Origin of the sequence: Mesorhizobium sp. ESP-6-2 (assembly GCF_020164675.1) — a bacterium.
Lineage (GTDB): Bacteria > Pseudomonadota > Alphaproteobacteria > Rhizobiales > Rhizobiaceae > Mesorhizobium.
The window spans coordinates 378889-401889 of sequence record NZ_JAIUGT010000005.1 but is presented as its reverse complement, the minus strand read 5'-3'; the positions used below and the strand labels follow the sequence as shown (position 1 = coordinate 401889).

Annotated in this window: 19 protein-coding genes; 7 read left to right on the top strand and 12 right to left on the bottom strand. The window is 63.4% G+C overall.

Going from position 1 to position 23001, the window contains the following annotated elements:
- Positions 1-30: 30 nt before the first annotated feature.
- The 4 genes from LB532_RS16775 to LB532_RS16760 all read right to left on the bottom strand — a co-directional run bounded on the left by LB532_RS16775 (position 31) and on the right by LB532_RS16760 (position 4823).
- Positions 31-1560, bottom strand: coding sequence for a mercuric reductase (locus LB532_RS16775; protein ID WP_140643720.1), 1530 nt, complete (start codon positions 1558-1560; stop codon positions 31-33).
- On the bottom strand, positions 1550-2893 hold the full coding sequence (locus LB532_RS16770; protein WP_140643770.1) for a glucoamylase family protein: 1344 nt from the start codon (positions 2891-2893) through the stop codon (positions 1550-1552). The genes LB532_RS16775 and LB532_RS16770 overlap by 11 nt, the downstream gene beginning before the upstream one ends.
- Before the next feature lie 207 nt (positions 2894-3100).
- A complete protein-coding gene (locus LB532_RS16765) occupies positions 3101-3853 on the bottom strand; it encodes an SDR family NAD(P)-dependent oxidoreductase (RefSeq protein ID WP_140643718.1) in 753 nt (250 codons plus the stop codon).
- A gap of 190 nt (positions 3854-4043) precedes the next feature.
- On the bottom strand, positions 4044-4823 hold the full coding sequence (locus LB532_RS16760) for a helix-turn-helix domain-containing protein (RefSeq protein WP_140643716.1): 780 nt from the start codon (positions 4821-4823) through the stop codon (positions 4044-4046).
- A gap of 110 nt (positions 4824-4933) precedes the next feature.
- Between LB532_RS16760 and LB532_RS16755 the strand changes: the two genes are divergently transcribed.
- From LB532_RS16755 to LB532_RS16735, 5 genes are all read left to right on the top strand, one after another.
- Entirely contained in the window at positions 4934-7075 is a 2142-nt protein-coding gene (locus LB532_RS16755; RefSeq protein ID WP_224556989.1) for a hydantoinase/oxoprolinase family protein, read from the top strand.
- A 13-nt stretch (positions 7076-7088) separates the two neighbouring features.
- Positions 7089-9293, top strand: a complete 2205-nt coding sequence (locus LB532_RS16750) for a hydantoinase B/oxoprolinase family protein (protein ID WP_140643713.1) — start codon at positions 7089-7091, stop codon at positions 9291-9293.
- Positions 9290-9796, top strand: a complete 507-nt coding sequence (locus LB532_RS16745; RefSeq protein ID WP_140643711.1) for an acetone carboxylase subunit gamma — start codon at positions 9290-9292, stop codon at positions 9794-9796. The genes LB532_RS16750 and LB532_RS16745 overlap by 4 nt, the downstream gene beginning before the upstream one ends.
- Before the next feature lie 124 nt (positions 9797-9920).
- Entirely contained in the window at positions 9921-10748 is an 828-nt protein-coding gene (locus LB532_RS16740; protein WP_140643710.1) for an SDR family NAD(P)-dependent oxidoreductase, read from the top strand.
- A gap of 252 nt (positions 10749-11000) precedes the next feature.
- Positions 11001-12302: an O-antigen ligase family protein gene (locus LB532_RS16735; protein ID WP_140643709.1), complete on the top strand. Its 1302-nt coding sequence runs from the start codon at positions 11001-11003 to the stop codon at positions 12300-12302.
- A 217-nt stretch (positions 12303-12519) separates the two neighbouring features.
- On the opposite strand, the gene LB532_RS16730 is transcribed toward LB532_RS16735, so the two are convergent.
- Positions 12520-13785, bottom strand: a complete 1266-nt coding sequence (locus tag LB532_RS16730) for a polysaccharide biosynthesis/export family protein (RefSeq protein ID WP_181169573.1) — start codon at positions 13783-13785, stop codon at positions 12520-12522.
- Between the two features lie 110 nt (positions 13786-13895).
- The gene (locus tag LB532_RS16725; RefSeq protein ID WP_140643706.1) at positions 13896-14573 is read right to left on the bottom strand and encodes a sugar transferase; all 678 of its coding nucleotides are present in this window, start codon (positions 14571-14573) and stop codon (positions 13896-13898) included.
- A 598-nt stretch (positions 14574-15171) separates the two neighbouring features.
- Here LB532_RS16725 and LB532_RS16720 point away from each other — a divergent pair.
- Positions 15172-15447: an exopolysaccharide production repressor exox gene (locus LB532_RS16720; RefSeq protein ID WP_140550285.1), complete on the top strand. Its 276-nt coding sequence runs from the start codon at positions 15172-15174 to the stop codon at positions 15445-15447.
- A gap of 16 nt (positions 15448-15463) precedes the next feature.
- On the opposite strand, the gene LB532_RS16715 is transcribed toward LB532_RS16720, so the two are convergent.
- From LB532_RS16715 to LB532_RS16690, 6 genes are all read right to left on the bottom strand, one after another.
- Entirely contained in the window at positions 15464-17308 is a 1845-nt protein-coding gene (locus LB532_RS16715) for an ABC transporter ATP-binding protein (protein WP_140643704.1), read from the bottom strand.
- 6 nt (positions 17309-17314) lie between these two features.
- Entirely contained in the window at positions 17315-18286 is a 972-nt protein-coding gene (locus LB532_RS16710) for a serine kinase (protein WP_140643702.1), read from the bottom strand.
- Positions 18283-20199, bottom strand: coding sequence for a lasso peptide isopeptide bond-forming cyclase (locus LB532_RS16705; RefSeq protein WP_140643700.1), 1917 nt, complete (start codon positions 20197-20199; stop codon positions 18283-18285). Before LB532_RS16705 ends, LB532_RS16710 begins: the two co-directional genes overlap by 4 nt.
- Before the next feature lie 3 nt (positions 20200-20202).
- A complete protein-coding gene (locus tag LB532_RS16700; protein WP_224556987.1) occupies positions 20203-20577 on the bottom strand; it encodes a lasso peptide biosynthesis B2 protein in 375 nt (124 codons plus the stop codon).
- Positions 20578-20692: 115 nt separating this feature from the next.
- The gene (locus tag LB532_RS16695) at positions 20693-20992 is read right to left on the bottom strand and encodes a PqqD family protein (RefSeq protein WP_140643696.1); all 300 of its coding nucleotides are present in this window, start codon (positions 20990-20992) and stop codon (positions 20693-20695) included.
- Positions 20993-21158: 166 nt separating this feature from the next.
- The gene (locus tag LB532_RS16690; RefSeq protein ID WP_140497189.1) at positions 21159-21311 is read right to left on the bottom strand and encodes a lasso peptide; all 153 of its coding nucleotides are present in this window, start codon (positions 21309-21311) and stop codon (positions 21159-21161) included.
- 524 nt (positions 21312-21835) lie between these two features.
- Between LB532_RS16690 and LB532_RS16685 the strand changes: the two genes are divergently transcribed.
- Complete coding sequence (locus tag LB532_RS16685; protein ID WP_140643695.1) at positions 21836-22963, top strand: nucleotidyltransferase family protein; 1128 nt, start codon at positions 21836-21838, stop codon at positions 22961-22963.
- Positions 22964-23001 lie beyond the last annotated feature (38 nt).

Here is a 23001-nt window from a genome sequence, read left to right as displayed (position 1 = left end):
ACCCGCGCCAACGCCGACGGGACACAAGCGTCATCTCCTGGACCACGCCAGCCAGCGTGCCGCCAGATGCCTCCAGAAAGGGGTGAACCGCGTTCGCCTGTATGCGTCGCCGGCCATCTTGATGCCTTGCGCCTGTGTCGGGAAGGGATGGATGACGTCGGCCAGCGCGTGCAATCCCATGCCCGACCTGATGGCGAGCGACACAGCATTGATCATCTCGCCGGCATGGGCGGCGACCACCGTCGCGCCGAGGATGCGGTCTGACCCTTCCCTGACATGGATTTTGACGAAACCCTCTTCCTCGCCATCCATCACCGCGCGGGCGACATCGTGCATCAGCACCGTATAGGTCTTGACCGGAATGCCGTCGCGGCGCGCCTCCACCGGATAGAGACCGACATGGGCGATTTCCGGATCGGTGTAGGTGCACCACGGAACGACCAATTCGCTCAGCCTCTTGCGCCCGAGAAACAGGGCGTTCTGCACCACCATGCGGGCTGTTGCTTCAGCGGTGTGCGTGAATTTGTAGTCGAGGCAGACATCGCCCGCCGCATAGATGCGCGGGTTTGAGGTCCTGAGATAATCGTCCACCTTGATGCCTTTGGCGTCGTGGGCCACCTCCGCCTCGTCGAGGCCAAGACCGTCGACATTGGGCGAGCGGCCTATGCCGGTGATGATCTCGTCGACGGAAATGGTCGTCGTGTCGCCGTCCCGCACCAGGTCGGCGAGCTTCTTGTCGCCAGCCCTGCGCACCGCCACCACTTCGGTGTTCAGGCGGACCTCGACCCCCTCGCGCGCCAGCGCCTCCGAAAGGATCTGCGCGGCGTCGCGTTCCTCGCCGGGCAGGAACATCGGATCGCTCTGCGCCAGGATGACCTTCGCGCCGAGCAGGCAGAAGGCCTGCGCTGTCTCACAGCCAAGCGGCCCGCCGCCGATGACCAGCAGCCGCTTCGGGCAGTCGACAAGGTCGAACATCGTCTCGTTGCTGAGATAGCCGGCCTCGACCAGGCCGGGAATCGATGGAAACTCCGGTCTCGCGCCTGTCGCAATCAGCGCCTTGCGGAAGCGCAGCGTCGTTCCCGCGACGGTCACGCAATCGCTTCCCTCGAACCGGGCTTCGCCGAAATGAACGTCGATGCCCAGCGCAGCGAGCGCCTCTGCGCTGTCGGCATGGCTGATCCGTTGCCGGATCCGCCGCATCCTGGTCATCGCGCGCTGGAAATCGACGCGAAGATGGTCCGGCGTATCGGCTCCGAAATTCTCGGCATCGCGCATGTCGGCATAGAGCCTGGATGTGCGGATGATCGACTTGGACGGGATGCAGCCGGTGTTGATGCACGTCCCGCCGATCAACCCGCGTTCGATCAACGCCACTTTCGCGCCGAGGCCTGCCGCTTCGCTCGCCGCCGTCAGGCCGGCCGGCCCGGCGCCGACGACGACGAGATTGTATGGTCCCGTGGGGCGCGGGTTTCGCCAATGCGGTGGATGGGCGCCCCTGACCAGCTCGACATCATTGTGGTCGGCCGGGAAACTGGCAGCTTTCGTCCTTTCAAGCGACATCGCGGCCATCCGGGCTTGCCGGCTGCGACAGCCATCCGCCTGTGAACCCCGCCTTCTTCAGGCCGCGGCGGATGTGCTGGTTGGAACGCATCAGCTCCCAGACCAGGCGCGAGCGGTGGTTCTCGATCATCATCACCACGATGCCCTGGTCGAGGCCGAAATGGCCTTCCGACACCCAGCCGTCGCGGCCGAATTTTCGCCGGTTGGCCAGTGTCGGGTTGAAGCCGCTCGGCAGCCGGAAATTGTCGATCACCTGGGGGTAGCGGTCTGCGAGATGGCGCAACGCCGCCATGCAGATGTCAGGCGCGAAGGGCAGGGACGCCGGATAGGACCACGGCGCGATCGTGCCGTCGTCCGGCCCGAAGGGCGCACCGCGCGCGACATAGCCGGAAAACCGCCGCCGCCGCCGTTGTATGCTGCTGCGAAAGCCGCCGGGTCCGTCCCCGGCCGAAAGCCCCCAGAGGTTCTCTCCGTATCCCTCATAGCCATAGGGGTTGTGCCGAGCATAGTCGCGGTGCAGGTAGGTCGAGCGGCGGCTGTTTTCGAAGTAGTCCGAATTCTTCTCGCGCATGAAAGCGTCGCGGATGCCGGCGAAATCGATCCAGGCATGCGAGAACTGGTGCATGAACAACGGACCGCCATAGAGCACGTCGTAGCCATAGATGTTCTCCCACTGATAGGTCGCCGTCCAGCCTGTGTAGCTGTCGTCGGACGTCGGGCTGTCGGGCGAGGCCATCGACAGGACATAGAGGATAGTCGCCTCATTGTAGCCTTCCCAGCCATAGTGGAGAAAGCCGCTCTTCGGCTTCCAGCCCTGTCGCAAGGTCGGGCTGCTGCCTTGCGCCCATCGCCAGTCGACGCGCCGGTAGAGCGCCTCGGCCAGCTCGCGGATTTCCCCCTCCTCGTCATCGTCGCTGCGGAAGTAGGCGCCCGCCACCAGAATGCCGGCCATTAGCAGTGCCGTATCCACCATCGACAATTCGCAGCGCCAGACCCGCAATCCGGTGCGAATGTCGAGGAAATGATAATAAAAGCCCTTGTGGCCGGTGACATCAGCGCCGCTGCCTTGCGTGCTGGTCCAGAAGAAGCGCAGCGCGGCGAGCGTCAGCTTCACCGCCGCTTCCCGCTCCATCCAGCCGCGCTCGACCCCGATCGGATAGCAGGAGAGCGCAAAGCCGACGACCGCGATGCTGGCGGGTGAATTCGGCCGCGACGTGTCGGCGACCAGCCCGTTTTCGGGGTTCACGTTTTCCAGAAAATAGCCGAAGGCCCCGCGCTGAAAACGATCCAGGAGGTCGTCGTCCGATAGAATGGCAGGCTCGACCTTAAGCAAATGCAGCAAGCTCCGGTCTGATCGTCGCGATTGCCTGGGAAAGGTGCAGCAATTGCGCGCGGGCCGGACTGTCACGCCTTGTCATGTCTCGCCCTCATTGTTGCCGTTGCCGATTCGGGCCTCGGCCATTGTACGCTTGTCCAGCTCCGTTGGTTGCTCCCTCACGCGCAATTGTAGTTGCTTGCCAGCCGGAAAGCGCGCACCACATCAGTAGGTGGCGCGGCCGCCCGAGACGTCGAAGACGGCAGCCGTCGTGAACGAGCATTCCTCCGAGGCGATCCAGCAAATCAGCGCCGCCACCTCGTCGACCTCGCCAAAGCGCGCCATCGGTATCTTGGAGAGCATGAAATCGATATGCTCCTGGCTCATCTGCTTGAAGATCGCCGTGCGCACCGCCGCCGGCGTGACGCAGTTCACGGTTATCCCGGTCTTGGCCAGTTCCTTGCCGAGCGACTTGGTCAGGCCGATCACCGCAGCCTTGGATGTGCTGTAGGCGGAAGCATTGGGATTGCCTTCCTTGCCGGCGATCGAGGCGATATTGACGATGCGGCCGTAATTGCGCTCCAGCATGTGCGGGACGAGCGCCTTGTTGCAGTAGAAGACGCCGTTGATGTTGATATCGATGACCCGGCGCCAGTCCTCCACCGAATAGTTCCAGGCGGTCATGTTGGGACCGGTGATGGCGGCGCTGGTGATCAGGATGTCGACCCCGCCAAGCGCCTCGATCGTCGACCGCGCCGCGCGATCCACCGCGGCCGGGTCGGCGACATCGATGGTCTGGCCATGCAGCGCCGGGATCGAAGCCCTGGCCGCTTCGATCTGGGCGGGATCGCGGTCCCAAACCGAAACGCGCCCGCCTTCCTCGACCAGCCTCTGTGCGACGGCGAGGCCGATGCCGGATGCGCCGCCCGTAATCACCGCCGAGCGTCCGGCAAACCGTTCCGCGAAAATCGTCGGCATCTCATTTCCCCTGTCCTGGCGCAAATCGGCTCCGCTCGGCGAAACCATGTTCGGGGATGACTGTGAGGTCGCCGCCGGCCAAGTTCAAGCCGGCATGCAACTCGATCGTCTGAGCCAATCCCTGAGACGCGTTATGCCGGGTTCTCCTCGAGCTGCCTCTCCAGCGCTTGCACCATCGCCAGCGCCGGGCCTATCTGTCCGAGCGGAACAGGAAGAACTGCAGGAACAATTCCCGCTCGGTGGTGATGTCGAGTTTCTCATAGATGCGCCGACGATGGTTCTTGACCGTGCCGACGGTGATGCCGAGCCGCTCGGCAATGTTGGCGGTCGGATGGCCGGCCAGGATCAATTGCACGAGTTCCCTTTCTCGGAGCGACAGCTCCGGCCACAGGCTCGCCGGGATTGTGGGTTGCTGGCGCGGCGAGGCCCCGGGGCTGGAGGGCGCCGAGCTGCGCGAGAAATCGCTCCCACGCGTCTTGATGTCGAGCGCGTGCAGCGCTTCGAATGCCGGCAGCCGCTCGGCCAGCAGGGCGATCTCGCTGTCCTTGAACGTCGTGGTCGAACGATCGAGGAAAATGCCGAGGCACCAGTCCCCGCCATCGGCCAGCATGATGCCGACTTCATCGCAGATCTCCGATTGCGCGAGGAAGCCGGCTATGTACTGGCCGCGTTTGGCCTCGTCGTCGGCCAGCCGCTTGAGCGGCATGATGCCCAGCCGGCGCTCGCGCCGCCAGGAAGCGTAGAAGGGGTCGAACACGTAATAATTATCAAGGTAGCGCCGCACCATCTCGTCGGAGAAGCGCCGGTGCTTGACGAATTGCGGTGTCTGCGTCGCCGAGTAGCGCGTCACCGTCACCAGGTCATGCGCGATGTCGGCGCCGATCAGGTCGATCAGGCAGTCGACATGCCTGTCGGTGCCGGTGGCGGCGATCGCCATGGCGAGCGGCGCCCAGATGTTGCCCATGCGCATGCCTCTTTTTCGGTGACGAGCTCCCGCCCGTCATTGTGCCTTTAGGCATATGGCGCGATCCGGTACCGCGAATCTAGCCTGTGGTCATGCTCGGCAAGGGAAGGCGACCCGTGGACCATATCTCTACCAATCCCATCGTCATCGGCATCGACGCCGGCGGCACCATGACTGACACCATCCTTGTCGATCAGGACGGCCGCTTCAAGATCGGCAAGTCGGCGACGACGCCGAAGAATGAGGCCGAGGGGTTCCTCGCCTCGGCCGAGGATGCGGCGGACGCCTGGGGCATCTCGCTCGAGGCGCTGTTCTCGGGCGTCAATGTGGTGCTCTATTCCGGCACCGGCATGCTCAACACACTGCTGTCGCGCACCGGCAGGAAACTCGGCCTGATCACCACCAAGGGCCTTGAGGACATGATCCTGATGGGTCGCGGCCTGCAGGCCTGGGCCGACTATTCCTATGCCGACCGGCTGCACGCGGTGACGCATCATCACCCCGATCCGCTGGTGCCGCGCCGCCGCACTCACGGCGTCACCGAGCGTATCGACCAGTTCGGCGACATCATCCTGCCGCTCTATGAACATGAGGTCCGTGCCGCGGCCAAAAAGCTGATCGCCGACAAGGTCGAGGCGGTCTGCATCATGACGATCTTCTCGCATGTCAATCCAGTGCATGAGAAGCGCATCGCCGAGATCTGCCGCGAGGAGATCGCAGCCGCTGGCGCCGACATCCTCGTCTACAGCAGCCATGAGGTGCGCCCGGTCATCCGCGAGCAGTCGCGGCTGAACTCGGTGCTGATCGAGGCCTACGCCACCTCGCGCGGCCGCAAGCAGCTCAAGGGGATCGAGGACGTCTCGAAGAAATACGGCTTCAGATATGGCGTGCAGACGCTGCTCTCCTTCGGCGGCCTCACCTCGATCAACCATCCGCGCCTGCACGAAACCATGATCTCCGGCCCGATCGGCGGCATTTTGGGCGCGGCCTATGTCGGCAAGCTGATCGGCAATGACTCGCTGATCTGCTCGGATATGGGCGGCACCTCCTTCGATATGGGCGTCATCACGCGCGGCCAGACACGGATCGAGAACGAGCCGCTGATGGACCGGTTCAAGCTCAACGTGCCGACGCTGCATCTCGACACGATCGGCGCCGGCGCCGGCATGATCCTCAAGGTCGATCCGCTGACGAAGAAAGTCTCGCTCGGGCCGGAAAGCGCCGGTGCCGATCCCGGCCCGATCTGCTTCGCCAGGGGCGGCACCGAGCCGACCATCGCCGATTGCGACGCCATCCTCGGCCGGCTGAACCCGCATTATTTCCTTGGCGGCAAGGTCGTGCTGCAGGTCGAGAAGGCTCGGCATGCCTTCGAGGAGAAGTGCTCCAGCCTGCTCGGCGTCGGCGTGGAAGAGGCCGCCGAAGGCATGATCGAGATGCTGGAGGCAGACGCCAACAACGCGCTGCGCCGCGTCATCTCCGGCCAGGGCATCCACCCTTCGGAGTTCACATTGCTTTCCTATGGCGGCTCGGGGCCGCTGCATCTGGCCGGCTGTTCCAGGGGCATCGGCTTCAAGGATATCATCACCTTCCAGTTCGCAGCCGCCTTCTCCGCCTTCGGCTGCACCACGGCGGATTTCATGCGCCGCCATTCGGTGTCGACGCAGATCGACATCGGCGCCCGCGCAAGCGACGATGAGCTAGTCGCCTTCGGCAGCAAGGTCACCGCCGTCTGGAACGACCTGACCAAGGCCGCTGTTGACGAAATGGTCGCCGACGGCCATGCGCTCGGCAAAATCAAGACGGTGCCGTTCCTGATGATGCGCTACACCGGCCAGCTCGAGGATGTCGAGGTGATGGCGCCGCTCTCGGCGGTTCATTCGGCCGACGAGATGCGCAAGGTCATCGACGAGTTCGAAGCGGTCTACGCCAAGGTCAACCATCGCGTCTCGCGCTATGGGGAAGCCGGCTTCTCGATCACCGAGCTCGGCCTCATCGCCACCGCCGACAAGGTCAAGCCCGTGCTGCTCAAGCGCCCGCTCGGCCGCTCCAGCCCCGCATCCGCGCACAAGGGCGTGCGCGAGGCCTATATTGGCGGCCGCTGGCACAAGGCCGATCTCTACGAGATGGATCTCCTGCTGCCGGGACATGAGGTGACCGGCCCGGCCATCATCGAACACCCCGCCACCACGCTCGTCGTCCATCCGCAGGACCGTGTCTTCGTCGACGAATGGACGCTGCTCCACTACTCCCACGCTTGAGAGGGCGAACGCCATGCTGGACAAACCCGCCTCCGCCCTGCGTCTGCGCGAGCGGCTGATCGAATCCGAACGGCTCATGGACGAGACCGGCTGCTATGACGGCATCACCGATCTCGAACTGCGCAACCAGGATCCGCTGAAATTCGAGACGCTGCACACCAAGCTGCGCGCCCACTGCGTCTCGGCGCGCGAGATGGCGCGTCGCATCTCGGCTTCGCCCGGCGTGCGCGAGGTCGGCGAGATGGTCGTCGCCATCTACACGCCCGAGGGCGACGCCATCGCGCTCTCCAACGGCATCATGGTGCATGTGCACACGATGAGCCGCTTTATCAAATGGATGATCAGACAAGGCTACGAGGAAAATCCCCGCATCGTCGACGGCGACATCTTCGCCAACAACGACGCCTTCATCGGCACCGTGCAGGTGCCCGACGTGATGGACGTGGTGCCGATCTTCCACTCGGGCAAACTCGTCGGCTGGGCGGGCGCGGTCTGCCACGAACTCGAGGCCGGCGGCATCACGCCGGGCGGCGACGTGGCGCTGGCACAGGAGCGCTTCACCGAAGGCCTGTTCGTCTGTGCCGAAAAAGTCGGCCAGAACGACGAGTTGCGGCGCGACTACGTGATCCGCTGCGAGCGCAATCTGCGCATGCCCATCTACTGGGTGCTGGACGAGAAGGCCAAGGTCGCCTCCTGCATCGACATGCGCGAAAGCGTCAAGGCGCTGATCGACGAGATCGGCCTCGACTACTGGATGAAGGTGTCGAAGGAATTCATCGAGGAGGGCCGCCGCGCGCAGCTCGCCCGCACGCGGCAACTGACCGTTCCCGGCATCTATCGGGGGCATACTTTTTACGGTCACGTCACCAAGGGCAAGCCGGGCTACCAGCCGCTCGGCGATCCCGACTGGCTCTACAACATTCCGATCGAGATGGAGATCACCACAGGCGGCAAGATCATCATGGATTTCGAGGGCACGCAGCCCTGGGGCTACCATTCCATGAACTGCACGCCGGCCGGCATGGATGGCGGCATGTTCGTGACGCTGACCCAGCACATGAATTTCGAGGGCCTGGTCAATGACGGCGCCTGGATGGCAACGGAGCTGAAGCTGCCGCATGGCACCTGGACCAATCCCGACAATGAGATGGTGGCGACGGCCACGTCCTGGGCGCTGCTCCTGCCGGCCTATGGCGTCTTCCAGCGGCTCCTGTCGAGATCATTCATCGCCCGCGGCTTCGTCGAGGAGGCCTTCGTCGGCCAGGTCAACAGCCCGATGATCGAGATGGGCGGCACCAGCCAGTACGGCACGCTGTTCGGCATGGCGCATTTCGAATGCGCGGCCGCCGGTTCCGGCGCGCTTGCCATCAAGGACGGGCTGGACACCGCCTATGTCGGCTGGAACCCTGAATCCGACATGGGCAACATCGAGATCTGGGAACAGAACATGCCGATGGTCTATATCGGCCGCTCGATCGTTGCCAATTCCGGCGGCGCCGGCAAATATCGCGGCGGCTGCGCCTTCCTGTCGACCTGGCTGGTTTCGAAGACCGACCATCTCCGGCTGGTCACCTCGGAACATTCCTCGCGCGTCTTCGACAATGGCGGGCTCTGCGGCGGCTATCCCGCGCCGACCTGCCAAAAACACCGCGCGGTGCGCGACAGCAACATCTTCGAGCTTGCGCAGAAGGGTGCGCCGCTGGCGCACCATACCGGCACCAATCCTTATCGTTCCGAACTCGAGGTCCGGCTCGAAGGCCAGCACGTGACGATGGAAGGGCCTTATATCACCGCGCCCCACAAGACCGGCGACGTGTTCACCCATTCCTACAATGGCGGTGGCGGCTATGGCGACGTGCTGGAGCGCGACCCGCTCAAGACGGCATCGGACGTCGAGAACGGCTATCTCACCAGAGAAGCCGCCGAAAATGTCTTCGGGATCGTGCTTGACGAGGACGAGGACGGCTATCCCGTCGCCAATCTCGAAGCCACCAAGCGCCACCGCGCCGAGATGCGGTCGCGCCGGCTTGTTCGGGCCAGGCCGGTCTCGGAGTGGATGGCCAGGGAGCGCGAGCGGGTGAAGGCGGCCGATTTCGCGCCCGAGGTGAAGAAGATGTATGCCAGCGCCTTCAAGCTTTCGCCGCGCTTCGCCAGGGATTTTTCAAGCTTCTGGGATGTCGATGCCAAATCGACCTTCGGCGTGGAGTCGGGATCATGACCTCGTACAGCAAGGAAGTCATCGCCGATCTGGTCGCGGGCACGCTGCCCTGGCCGCAGACGCGCCGCATCATGAGTGCCTACAAGGACGACGACCGTTTCTTTAAATACGTCGCGGTGCTTCAGAACCGCGTCGGCTGGAAGGATCCCATCCTGCTCCCCGTGGGCGACCACCTCTTCATCTGCCAGAGCGGCGACGAGCGGGTAACCCGTTGCGAATGCGGCCATTCCTTCGGCGACTACCGCAAGAACTGGAAGCTGAAGGCTTCGATCATCGTGCGCGACACAGAGGAGGCGCTGCGTGAGATCTATCCCAACAGCGACCTGCCGGATCCCGAATGGATGGAAATCCGCGAGTTCATCTGCCCGCAATGCGGCACGCTGCACGAGGTCGAGGCAGCGGCGCCGGGTTATCCCATCGTCCATGATTTCGAACCCGACCTGGAAGGTTTCTACCGCGATTGGCTGGGCAAGCCGCTGGAGCCGATGGACAAGGAAAGCTGATGGCAAGGACACGAGATTCCTCACCGGCTCCGAAATGGGCTTCGATCGAGGCTATCTTGCCGTATGAAGTTCAGATCCTCTCGGGACTGATGGACCGTCCCGTACCGTGCGGAGCCTATGCCCGATGACAAACCTTTCCGGCCGCAGCGCAATCGTCACCGGCGGGTTCTCCGGAATGGGCCTTGCGATTGCGACGGCATTGGCGCAGGCCGGAGCCAATGTCGCCGTCGGCTCCTATATCGCTCCTGCCGGCGCCGAGAGATCCGACGCCGCCTACTATCCCGGCGCCGACGAGATCGAGCGCGTCCGTTCGGATCTCGGCGTCCATGGAACGAGGATTTACGCCGCCCATCTCGACGTGCGCGACAGCGACGTGACGAACCGTTTCGCGGCCGACGCCCAGGCGGCAGTCGGCCCTGTCGACATCCTGGTCAACGCCGCCGGCACCACGGCCGAGCAGCCGGTCTGCGGCCATTCCGACGCGCTGTGGGACAAGATCGTCGACACCAATCTCACCGGCGCCTTCCGCGCCACGCGCGCCGTGCTGCCCGGCATGATCGAGCGCGGCTGGGGTCGCATCGTCAACATCGGTTCGACCGCCGCCTCGGTCGGCTGGAAGGACAATCCTGCCTATTGCGCCTCCAAGGCCGGTCTCCTCGGCCTCACCCGTTGCGTGGCGCTCGAAGGGGCTGCGCATGGCGTGACCTGTGTCATGATCAGCCCGACCTGGGTCGAGACCGAACTGATGCGCCGCAACGTGGCGCAGGTCGTCGAGCGCGAGGGCAAGGGCCGCACGGCCGAGGACGCGATGGCCGAGATCGCCAGGGGCAACCCCCAGCAGCGCATCCTCCAGCCGCAGGAGATCGCGGCGGTGGCCGTGTTCCTCTGCTCGGATATGGCCAAGGGCATCACCATGGAAAACATACAGATCACCGGCGGAGCACTTTGGTAGCGCGCACGGCTGGCTATGGCCTCGGTGGAGGAGGCCGGCACCGAACGAGAACTCCAATTCCGTCCGGCTGTCCCGGACTTGATCTCTCGGCGCTCGCCTGGCTGTAAGACAAGGTGACCGGATTTGCCATTGAGCGCAGGGCGCGATAGGTTATATTGCACTGCACAATGGAGATGCCGTCGATTGCACCCTTCTTACGGAGATGCCTGCCGGCTACCCGGCGGTCCGGGGTAGGCTCGGCGAGAACCTGAGATGAAGATTCCAAAGTCCTTGCTGGTCGATCCCGAGAGGAACTCGGTCTACGGCAGTTTTGCCGTTGCCGTTTCGGTCTGGGCATTCTCCTACTCCGTCATATTCGGCCAGGTGCTGATCCTGGCCTACTATGCGGTGTGGCTGCCCCTCATCATGGTCGACTACAGGCGGTTTCTGCGGCATCTGTCCAGCGCCTGGCTGCCATTGTCGTTCGCGGCCTATGTATGCTTCTCCGTCTTTTGGTCGGACGCTCCCGGAATTACCGCGAGGACGGCCGTCCAGTACTTTTCCCACATCGCCTGCGCCTATGTCGCGGCGCGAGCCGTCAGTGTGCGGACCCTGACGATAGGCGCGCTGGTCGGCATATTCGTCGTCCTGCTCTATTCTCTCAAGGTCGGGGCCTATTCCGAGGACGTCCTTGACGGCACCTACAATTTCGTCGGCGCCTTCGCCTCCAAGAACCAGATAGGCTTCGTCGCCTCGCTCGGCATCTATTTCAGCGTCGTCTTCATAGCCTTCCTCAGGCATGGCCGGCTGAGCCTGTTCCTGACGGTGCCGGTGGTGCTTTTGTCGGCCTATCTGCTGGTCATCTCGCATTCGGCCACCTCGATGGCCTCGACACCGGCGGTGCTGGCGCTGGTGATGCTGCTTGCCATGAGCAAGGTGCTGTCGCGACGCTACCGCCGGGTGATCTTCCTGGTCGGCACCGGCATGCTGGTCGTCACTATCCTAGTGGCGCTGAACCTCGGCCTCATGGACTTCGTCCTCGGCCTGTTCGGCAAGGATTCGACGCTCACCGGGCGCACCTATCTGTGGGAGCAGGGCTGGAACGCCGCGCAGAGGGCGCCCATGCTCGGCGTCGGCTATGCCGCATACTGGGTCCAGGGTTTTGCCGAGGCCGAGCGCCTGTGGAACGAGTTCTACATCACCACCCGCACCGGCTTCCACTTCCACAATACCTACATCGAAGCCCTTGTCGAACTCGGCTTCGTCGGGGCGACGCTGGTTTCGCTGGTCATCCTGCGCACGCTCTACGGCCATGTCTCGACGGTGGCGTTCGGAACATGGCGGGCGGATTCGGTCGTTCTCGCCGGCGTCATGGTGCTGCTCCTGATCCGCTCCTTCGTCGAGGTCGAGATCCTCAACCCCTACATCATGGGTTCCTTCCTGATGTATTTCAGCTTCTTCAAGCTGGCGCGGCTGCCCGTTGCCCGTCCTCGCCGGTCTGCGGCAAGGATCGAGGAGGCGAATGCCGCCAGAGGCTGGAGCGGGCCGGAGCCTGGCACCGACGCGGCTCGATGAATGCGGATCGGTTCCCCGTTTGGGCTTGCGTCAAAACAAGGCGATAGAGCGGCTGGCGATTCGCTCAAACGCCGCCCCGCTCCGGCAATTTCAGGAAAGTGTGTACGGCTTCCCCGGGAAACGCACGCAGCGGTTTTCGTCCGGAATTGCGCAAAAACAATGACATAGAGCAGCTCGCCGTTTCCGTGAAACGGTGAACTGCCCTATTTCAAGCTGCCTACTGGCTCGCCATTGGAGCCAGCTTGACCTTGATCACATCGCCCGGCAGCACGGGCGTGTCTTCCTTGACCGCAATCTCGCTCGTCTTGCCGTCGGCAGCGCGCAGCAGTGAATAGATCAGGGTGGGCTCTTCGTTGGTTGCGCTGGCGGCCACGGTGGCGGGATCGGTGGCCTGGGCCATCAATCCTTTCTGCATGTTGACCCTCAGCGCGGCCTCGTTCAGGTCGGCTTCGGTCTGCTGCCGGTCGGCGGCGAGGCTCGAGCTCAGCGTGTTCTGGGCATCGATGGCATCCTGCGTTGCCTTGCTGATCGCTTGCTTGGCGGTGAGGATGGCCGTTTCGTAGTCCAGGATCTTGCCCTGAAGGTCGGTGACGGACTGCTGCGAATCCAGCAGTCTTGCGTTGGCGACCAGGCCTTTCTGGGCCAGCGGACCGATGCTGGTGAGTTGCTGCTGCGCCAGATCGACCTGCTTCTGCTGGTTGACGATCTTCTTCTGCAGCGATTCGATCTCGGCCTGCAGAACCCCTTTCAGATCGCTGAGCGCCTCGAGCTTCAGCTTCAGCGCCTTCTGGTCAGCCGTGAGGATCGTCATCTCGTCCGCGACGATGGCCTGCAGTCTCGGATCGCCCTCCACCTCCTTCGGCACGTCGAAGCTCGACTTGCCCGCAAGGTCGGCATCGATGCGCGCGCGCTTGACGATCAGTCGAACGCGCTGATCGTCATATATGTCGAAATTGCCTTTGGCGGTGACCAGGTCCTTGCCGAGCTGCGGGCCGTAGTCGGCGCTTCGCCGGATGCCGCCGGCGATGCTGACCGCCTTCAGCACCGTAAGATCGGGCACATAGGGGAATTGGCCGGGGTTCTGCACCTCGCCCGAAATATAGAACGGCCGGAACTGCGCCATTTCGACCGATGCCTCGGGCCGGTCCGACAAAGCGAGCTTGTGCTGCAGCGCCTCGCCGATCGCCGCCGCGACTTCGGCCGTTGTCTTGCCGGATGCCGGCAGTTCGCCGACGAAAGGCACCGACAGCATTCCGGCCGGCCCGACCGTGTATACGCCATTGACCGCCGACCAGTCACGGAACGTGCCTTCGACGGTCTGCCACTCCGCGATACGGATGGTGAGCTTGTCTTGCGATCCGAGATGGTACTCGTCGGCAATGGCGATCCGGGGCAGGGCGAGCGACAGGGCCAGGCAGCTGGCCACGAGCCGCAAACGCCGCGAGCGGCCCGAATGCGGGCCGCTGCAAAAAACTTCGAACATGTCTATCTTCAACTGAACGTTCCGATCCGCTTTGGCCCCACCAGCCCGATGAGCCTGCGCCCGATGCCTGCCGGGAGAGATTCCCCGCGTGCGATCCGGTTCGCGACCGCTCAGTAGCAGCCGCGCGACATCCAGACAGCCGGAACTGTCTTGATGATGATGCGAATATCCTCAAAAAGTGACCAATTCTCGACATAGTGGCGATCGAACGCGACGCGGCTGTCATAGGAGACGTCGTTGCGGCCGCTGACCTGCCACAGGCCGGTCAGGCCGGGGCGGGACTTCAGGTAATACACGGCGGCGCTGCCATAGATCTCCAGTTCGTCGCGCACGACCGGACGCGGTCCGACAAGGCTCATGTCGCCCTGAAGGATGTTGATGACCTGCGGCAACTCATCGAGACTGAGTTTCCTCAGGACCGCGCCGACCCTGGTGACGCGCGGATCGTTCTTCAGCTTGCGGGTGGCTATCCATTCCGCCTTGGCTTCCGGATTGGCCGCCAGATAGGCGGCCAGCACCCTTTCACCGTCAGGGACCATGGTGCGGAACTTGAGACAAGGGAAAATCCGTCCGCCACGCCCGATTCGCCGGTGACCGTAGAAAATCGATCCGCCATCGGAGAATTTGACGAGCAGCGCTATCATCACGAACAGCGGGCTGAGCGCGATCAGGGCGGCCAGTGAACCGGCAATATCGAAACTGCGCTTGATAAGGCCGCCGATCGGCGGTGGAAAATCGACGCCAGCCTGCGAAAACTCCGCTGTGGCCGACTTGGCAACGTCCCTCATGCCAAAACTCCATGCGTTGACCGGATGGTTTACCGCACGATATCAAAAAAATGTTGCAGCGCAACACACAATTTCCCGTACCCTTGAAATAGTCACGTCATGAATTGACTAAATAATAAGCGAGCCCTGCACAAATTTCGGAATATTTAGCACATTTATGACAATAAATGGGCATAGCCGGAAAAATAGAGGCCCTTTTGGGGCAACTTCTGGGCGGCGCGTTCTTTATGCCCCTGAGCCGAGCCCGTTGGTGCTTTATCGTGACGCGATATTCGAGGGTATTCATATAAAATACTATTCAATATTGTAGATTTTACTGAAAAGCACCGAAGTGCCGAAGTTGCACATAATCCCCCGTGTGCGTTGCAGCACGAGCGAGTCGAGCGCAAAAGCTCACCTAAAAATAAATTCGGTTGCCCTTGCGGCCATTTGCCCGCCTTAATAGAATTGCAAATTATACCTGTCAAAGTGGCGGCAGGTTGAAAGGCCGGAAGCAACCGGCCGGGAGCGGGCGACTTAACAAGCCCGCATGACAAGGGACGACGCTCGGGTGGGGCAATGATTTGATATACCCGGGCCGGTTTGTGGGCTGTTGGGTATGTCGCTTCCAAAATTCATCGTTGGGATGATTTTCGCTCTTGCGATCGTCGTCGGCTGGTCATGGCTGGGCGGCGCTTCAATAGGCACGACGCTGCTGCGCGTCATCATCTGTGCCGTGGTCATCCAGGCGGGCTACTTCGTGCTTGTCTATGCCATGATCGTCAGAAGCGCGCCGACGCCGGCCGACAGGACGCGCGAGGCCGAAAGAAAGCTGAGTTCGGCCGAGGTGGCCGAGGGTGAAAAGCTGGGCGGCGCCGGGCGAAGCCTTCACTGACCAAGCCGGGCCGGCCTCAGGCAACGTCGGCGGGTTCGGACTCTGATTGTTCGCCCGAAAGCATCCGGGACAGTCGGCTTCCGGCTTTCGCCTTCAGCTGCCGATAGTGCCCGACTTCGACGATACGGCCGTTTTCCATCGCCACCACCCAGTCGGCGAAGGCGATCATCGATGGCCGGTGCGCGATGGTCAGGATCGTCATCGAGCCGCGCAGCCCGTCTATCGATTGCGCGATCAGCGCCTGGTTTTGCCAGTCGAGCGCGCTGGTCGCCTCATCGAGGATGAGCAGCGAGGGCTTGCGCAGCAAGGCGCGCGCCAGCGCGATCCGCTGGCGTTCGCCGCCCGACAACCGCACGCCGCGGTCGCCGACCACCGTTTCGAGCTTGAGGTCGAGCCGTTCGACGAATTCGGCCGCATGGGCCGATCGCAATGCGGCCCATAATTCATCGTCGCTTGCTTGCTGCGCGGCCAGGCGAAGGTTCGCCGCGATCGTGTCGTGCAAGAGAAACACGTCCTGTGGCACGTAGGCGACCTGGTCGCGCCAGCCCCGGCGATTGGCGGCGTCGATCTCGACGCCATCGACGAGGATCGTGCCGGCTGTCGGCTCGAGCAGGCCGAGCAGCATATCGGCGATCGTGCTCTTGCCTGATCCCGAAGGGCCGATAAGGGCGGTGACCTTGCCGGCCGGAAGGCCGAAGGTAATGTCGCTCACCACCGTCTTGGCGGCGCCGTCCTCATAGGCGAAGGAGACGCCGCGAACATTCAGTCCGAAATCGAGCGATAGCTTTCGAGCGTCCTCGATCCCGGCATGGCCAGGTTCCCGCTCGGCGTCGAAACGCATCTGGAGGCTGCGCATTGCGGCATAGGCGGGCAGGTTGATCAGGACCTGCTGCGCCTGCGTCTGCATGTCCATGAAGCGCGGCGCGATGCGCATGAAGACCAGCAGCAGCACCACGATCTCGGCCAGTGAGAGGTCGAAGCGAACCAGCGCCACATAGATGAACAGGCTCAAGCCGATCACGCTCGCCACCTGGAACAGGGCGGTGCCGGTCGAGCTGTTGCGTACATAGGCGATGTTGTCGGCCTTCATCCTTTCAAGTGTCGCCCGCAACTGCGCGAAATAGGTCGCCTCGACGTTCAGGCTCTTGGCCACCTTGATGCCGCCGAGGAATTCCGAGACCGTCCGGTACTGATCCTGACGGTTGGTGGTCAGGATCTGGCCAAAGGCGGTGGCCCGCGACCGGAATGGCCGCAGCGCGAGGAACATCAGGATGCCGATGATCACGGCGAACAGCGTCATGACCGGCGAAATGAATAGGGAGATCACGAGATAGCCGGCCAAAAGCACGGCGATCTGCACCAGCATCAGCAGCGAGAAGGCCGCGCCCTGGACGCGGTCTATGTCCCCGGTCAGTGCATGGTCGAGGTCGGAGCCGCGCATGCGCGTGAAGACGCCCCACCGTGCCTTGCCGATGCTTTCGAACAGGTTCATGCGCAGGCGGTTGATGAAGTCGAAGAGAAGCCTGGCCATGTAGACCGACTTGAAGCGGTTGAAGGCGGCCTGCAGCACGACCAGCGCGACCAGCATGCACAGCATCGTGGTCAGCTTCAGCGTGCCGTCCGGCACCAGCCAGCGCATGAAATCATTGTCGGGCAGCCGGATCGCGAAGTCCTGGCCGGAGCGCCCGACCAGCTGCAACAGCGGAACCAGCAACAGGATGGAGATGCCTTCGGTCAGGCTGCCCAGGATCAGGAAGAGCAGTGCCGTCCAGGCACGCCGCCCGCCTATCTGGGCGATAACGCCGCCGAACCCGGCGATTTCCCGAAACAATGACGGGCGGAGGAACGATGATTTCGACATCTCCTGCTACCCCTGTCCGGCCATCAGGTCATGCTCGACGAGGCTCACGACCTCGCCGATCCTGTCGAGCCCCGTCGGCACTTCGAGCCTGCACACGCCGACGCGATCGGCGAGCCGTGCGCAGTGCCCGAGATGCGCCGCAGCGAAATCGCCGACCAGGGCGGCTCGGCCGAAGCGCGTGACGTATGAAAATCTGATCACGGCCGGCAAAGCGGCGATGCCGGGCATGGGCGAGATCTCGGCCTTTTGGCCGCGCTCGAGAATGTAGATGCGGGTCGCCGGAACCCTGTCGCGCGAAAATGCCCCGTGCAAGCGGTGTTGGGCCTTGTTGATGGCCGGATGCACCGGCGGCCGTACTTGTGCCCGTTCAAGCGAAATCGCGGCAGCCGCGTCGGCCGCCAGCTTGATCTGGGGAAAACCCGGCACGATCATCGGCTCGTCCGGATGGCTGAGATCGAGCGCCACGACATCGTCGGTAAGCAGTTCGTGTCCGGCACGGATCATGGCGCTTGCCGTCGTCGATTTGCCGGCGCCCTTGTCGCCCATGAAGATGGCGCTTTTGCCGGCAATCGCGACGGCGCTGGCATGCAGCACGAGCAGGCCGCGCTGGTGCAGGATGAGCGCCATCACCGGTCCCAGCAGCGGGAACGCGATCAGCGCGTCGTCGATGCCGGGCGCCGGCTCGACCTCGATGCGGCAGGCGTCGCTGATCAGGAACGCGCCGACGGCGTGCCATGCCAGATATTGCCGATCCGGTTCGAAGCGGAAAATGGTCGCGGCCTCAGGCGAAGGCTTCGGCATATCGATCGCGCCGACGGTGATCAGGATATCCGCCGCTGCCGGTTCGGCCGGCTCCAACTCTGGCAAGGCCACCTCGGAAGCGATGGTCAGGCCGTAGGCCCGATAAAAACGGCGCTGTCCGCGCGGCCAGCCTTGCGCGTGCGGGCCGAGGACAAGCGGCTCGTTCAACGGCGTCATGCGGCACTCCCGGCGCGCTGCACCTGCCGCAGCCAGAGCGACAGCGACGCCGAGCGCCAGACATACTGGACATCGAGCGGCGCCGGCCGGTCGGGCCGGCTGAGCAGCCGGGCATAGGCAGCCTTCACGGCCGGCAGGTTGATATAGGGCTCGATGCGGCCGGCATCCGGGCCGAGCACCTGTTCCAGAAGGTCGCGGTGGTTGCGCAGCATGCCGTTGACGAGATTGCCGGTGAAATCGATCTTGTCGCGCCGCCACTGGACCGCCGCCGGCAGCACGCCTTGCATGGCGCGGCGCAGCACGTAGCGGCCAAAACCGCGGCTGAGCTTCTCCTTGCCCGGCAACCCCAGGCAGAACTCGACCAGCGGCTTGTCCCAGAAGGGATAACGAGGCTCGACCCCGAAATTGGCGGCGGCCTTGTCGAGGACTTCGAAAGCATGCGGCACATAGCCGTTGGAAAGAATCCAGCGGTGGGTCAGCGCCTCGCTGGCGCTGACGTCGGGCGGCTTGTAGCCGGCTCGGTGAACCCGCTCGATAAGCTCGGTGCGGCCGGCAAGATCGGCATTGATCAGGTCGCGCCAGCTTCCGCCTTGCGAAGCCTGGGCCGGCTTTCGCAGCCTGTGCAGGAGCCGGTTCGCGGTGTGCCTGAGCCTGGCCACACGCCAGGCGGGTCCGTAGATGGTCAGGAACTGGAAGTACATGCCGAGCATGCCGTCGCCATAGGTGTTGGAAGCGCTGCGGATCTCGCGCCACAGCTCCAGCCACCTGCCTGCATTGGCAAGCTCGTGCAGATGGCCGTGGCCCTGCGATACGACTTCGTCCCCGCCATGGCCGTCGAGAAGCACCTTGACGCCGTTGGCGCCCGCCGTCCTGTAGACGGTCCGGGTGAGCGTAAGGCCCGGCGCCAGGAACGTTCCTTCCTGCTCTTCCAGCACCCGTTCGAATTCCGCGAACGGCGCGTAGTTGCCGACCGGGATCAGCGTGCCATCGACGCGCTCTTGTTCCAGCACCGCGTCGATGAAGGGGGTTTCGTCCATCGCCGAGCCGCGTTCGAAAACCAGCGAAAAGGTGGGCAGCCTCGGCTTTCCCTCGGACAGGTTTTGCCGGCCCGCCACGCAGGCGATCGAGGAGGAGTCCAGGCCGCCGCTCAGCATGGCCCCGACCGCGGCGCTTCCGCGCATGCGGTTGCGCACGGACTGCGAGAAGAGGTGGGCGAATTCCTCGGCGGCGTCCGCGCGCATTGGCCGCGACGACGGCTCGATCTGCCAGTATCGCTGCAGCGTCACGCGCTGCCCCGTCACAGTGAGGCTATGGCGCGCCGGCAGGCGGAAAATATCGGTGTAAGGCGTCGCTTGCGGATCGTCCGGCAGCCCGGCCAGGAAACCCGAGATCTGATGTTCGCTGAGGCGGGCGCCGGCGCCGGTGACGCCAAGGATCGGGCCGATCTCGGAGGCAAAGAAAAAGCGCTGCCCGTCCGCGTGATAGTAGAACGGTTTGACGCCGAAATGATCGCGCGCGCAAAACAGCACCTGCCGCTCGGCATCCCAGATGGCGAAGGCGAAATCGCCTTGCAGGTGCACGGGACAGGCTTCGCCCCAGCGCAGATAGGCCCGCATCAGGAGCACAGCGTCGGCAGCCGATGCGTCGCGGACGCCGAGCCGTGCCATCAGCTCGTCGCGATTGTCCAGGCGGCAATCCGCGGTGACGGCCAGTTTGCCGCCCGCCATCGTCAGCGGGCCGGGGCCGGCTTCATCGGTCGTGTTGAGCCAGGCATGGCCGAGCGCGACAGCCTTGTCGGTCCACCATGAACTGCCGTCGCGGGCGCGATGACGCATGCGGGCCAGCATGCGCTGGATCTCGGCTGCGGGCTCCGGCGCCTCGTGCCCGTGCAGGATACCGGCCACGCCACTCATCGGTCATTGACCATAGTCGACGAGAGGGACGAACCTGTCTATCGAGCCGCCAAGGACGACATGGTTGCCGCTGATCAGCCATGCATGCGCCTTCAGCTGCTGGCCGGTGTCGCGCTCGATGCCGATGCGGATCTTCGAGGCATTGCCCTGGCGGGCGAGGATGTACTGGCCGGCGAGCGCCTGGGTGAGGCAGCTCGCGCGCGGCACCAGGCGGGCCGCAGCGGCAACGCCCCAGGCGACACGGCGCAGCTCTCCCGTGCTGGCGCATTCACGTGCCTCCAGCCGGGTGACGATGCCGCGAAGGCGGTTGTAGGAGAACAGGGTCAGCCCCAGCCGAACGGCCGCGACCACCAGCAGGCAGCGGCAGAGGAACAGCATTTCCGGGCCGCTCAGGGAGAGAGCCCGAAGCCGCCGCCGGTGCTTCGTCTGGCCGGGACTTTTCTCTGTCGCAGGTTCTTGCCGCAAAACCGTGACCCGCTTTTGCGGAACCTGCCTAGACAGGTTCCTCATGATGCAGCCTCGCAAGTCCGCTATCGGCCAGACCTTTCAACAGCGCGTCGACATCGGCCTTGCAGCGCTCGGCGTCGACATCATAGCGCGCGAGCACGGCACGGCGGATTTCAGCAACTGGTTTCGGCTCCTGGATCAACTCCCAGATGAACGTGCCTACCCCGTTGAGGCTGTAGTAGATGTTGGATTTCAGGTTGAGAAGCGCCAGGCCATTGCCGAATTCGCAGGCAACCGCTTCCTTGGTCGCACTTACGCGATCGTGGTCAGATGGGTTCCAGTTCATCCGAAAACCTCGTTTGCTACACACTGTCCGCAATGCGTGCCGACAATTCTGGCGATGAAGAAAGGCCGGGTCAGGCAATGAAGAGAAGCCGGGATTTTCACCCCGACTCCCTTTATGGTTCTTGGATTCCAGAGGCCCAACGTGTCCCTCCAGAATCAGGACAGGTTCAGGAGAACGTCAGGTCGCCAATCGGCGTGTGCGCAGGAAATGCTGCGTCGAGCGCCGTGTTGCCGCCACCGCCCTGAGTGATGGTTTCAATCGAACCATGAACCGTCAGGCTGGGCGTTTCGTACTCCTGCTTTTCAACATTCTGTTCCATTTTACACTCCATCAAGGACTGGAAACGGCCTGTCGATTGCCGGCGGCACTTTCATGCTGCGATGCAATAGCTGCATGGCAGCATTTATGAGTCAAGCCTGATTTACCGCGTATTAATCAATTATGGACCGCGCGCGCAGACACAGCCGTGAGTAACGATCTCAAGCTTTTGCCTTCATCGCCTCGACATCCCTGCATATGGGCCTAATGCACTAGGTCAGCATAAGAAATTGATTTGCATATATAAACTTTTTAGGCCCTGTCACTTCAAGGCATAGCGCCAATAATGCCGTAGCACCGGGTCTCCCGGTAAGGTTTGCTACGGAACGCCGAAAAAGCCACTGGTCCCTTGTGGTCCAGTGGTTCTCCTGACCGTTCTCCCGAGCCGGTTTCGATAAAGGTCGGTGGCTGGATTTTTGCGCTGCAAAAGGAAAAACTGGACGGCGCCAAGGTTTTTGGCGATGCTTTGCTTCGCACCTGCAGCATAGGCGTCGCGCCGATCGCTTCTGGAGAACCGTGCGCCCGATGGCCCTGACCGAACGTTCATATGAGCGACTGCGCGCCGCCGATTGCGCCAGCGAGATCGCCTATGTGCAGGCCTGTCTGCGGCTGTTCTTCGCGGCGCGATCCGGCGCCGCGCCCGGCGATGCCTCCGCCCTCTCTGTGGCCAATGTCACCGACATAGCCAGGTTGAACAAGGTCGCGACCTTTATCCTCAAGGTGCTGTCGAGCGCACCCGCGAACGGGCCGCCGGCCCAGCTCTCCCAATGGCTCGACGCCTACCGCCGGAAGACCGTTTCGATGAACGCGTCCTGCATCATGGATTCGATGGCGATCCAGGCGGCGCTGCGCGACAGGCAGATCGATTTCGTTTTCCTGAAAGGTCCCTTCCAGCAGCTTCTGCTTTACGACGATCATTTCATGAAGCCTTCGGGCGATGTCGACATATTGGTGGCGCCGGCCGGGTTTTTCAGGGCGCGCGAGGCGCTCCGCTCGATCGGATACGAGATTGCCGGCAAGTCGCGCTCCGTCTGGTGGGTCCGTTTCCTCGGCGAACAGCACATGATCCGCGGCGACGCGCCGACGCAATCCACTGTCGATCTGCATTATCGGCTCCAGCAACCCGGCTCGCCCAGCCCACGCGACGCGGATGGCTTCCTGCGGCGCAAACGGCAGGTCGAGATCACCGGCGTCGAGGTGCCGTTCATATCGGCGGCCGACACTCTGCTGTTATCCTGCATCAGCGTCGCCAAGGCGCTTTTCAACCGGGAACCCTGCGCCGGCTATGTCTGCGACGTGCGCGCCAGCGCCAACCGCCTGGACGCAGCCGAGCAGCAGCGCCTGCTCGACGCCGCCGCGGCGCAGGGGCTGGACGACACGCTGCTGCTTGGCCTGCGCGCCGCCGACGTGCTCCTCGGCGGCGCCGGCACGCTCCTGTCGCAGCGCGCCGCGCGGATGCTGTCGCGCATCGGCAATGAGGACCTGCTCAACATGGTCATCGCGCCGTGGCTGTCATCCCTGCGATGGCCGCAGCGGCGCACCGTGTTGTGGGAGTTGTGCGGTCGTGCGCCGGTCCGCTATCTGGCGGAAGCCGGCTGGGCGGCATCGGCCGACATCAGCCGCCGCATCTTCGAACGGCAGGGCAGCCCGTGACGGGAAGCCTGTCGGACGTCGAACACGTACAGGGCGAG